Source organism: Bartonella sp. CR127HXZ, from assembly GCF_042194555.1.
GTDB lineage: Bacteria > Pseudomonadota > Alphaproteobacteria > Rhizobiales > Rhizobiaceae > Bartonella > Bartonella grahamii.
Map to the genome: position 1 here is coordinate 1 of NZ_JBHIMZ010000072.1, position 706 is coordinate 706.

1 pseudogene is annotated in these 706 nt (G+C 46.5%); it reads left to right on the forward strand.

The annotated features are described in order from the left end of the window. Positions 1-17: 17 nt before the first annotated feature. Positions 18-706: pseudogene (locus ACFIKY_RS09170) on the forward strand (hypothetical protein); the annotation flags it as partial.

Sequence of the window (706 nt, forward strand, 5' to 3'; positions counted from 1 at the left end):
GGGGTGGAAATACGGGAATGCAACGTTCTAAAGACAACAATGTTGTTTTGGGTGATGGGATTGGCGTGGCAGGGAGCCACTGGAGTGTTGTTATTGGTGACAATGCGTCTGTTAGTGTTGGGGGGGGCACAAACGGTTCTGTTGCTATCGGGTATGGTGCAAAAACTGGTAACGGTTGGAATGTTCTCATCGGGGCTATGGCAGAAACGAAAGATTCGTATGGTTCTGTTATTTTGGGGCGGGGGGCAAAAACGGAAGGTAAATTTAGCATTGCAATCGGGGGTGTTGGAGTTAGTGGTGGTAAGGGGCAGGACGTTGATGAAAACAAGAGAGTACTTGCAGCTGGTGATTATGCAATGGCTCTTGGTTATAGCGCGAAGAATTATGCAACACAGGGGATTGTTCTTGGTTACAATGCATCTGCAACGAAGGAGGCGCTATATGGTATTGCTATAGGTGCTCAGTCTAAAGTTTTTGTGGAAAGTGGCGTTGCTCTAGGAGCAGAATCTATAGCCGTTAGGGAGCTTAATGTTTTTGGTTATAGTCCTTTGATGCATGGTCCTACATCAAACGCCGCAAGGGAATGGAAAAGTACGCTGGGCGCAGTGAGTGTTGGTGATTATATTAAGGGTAAAACCAGACAAATTATAAGCGTAGCAGCTGGTACTGCAGATACCGACGCGGTGAATGTTGCGCAATTAAAAGA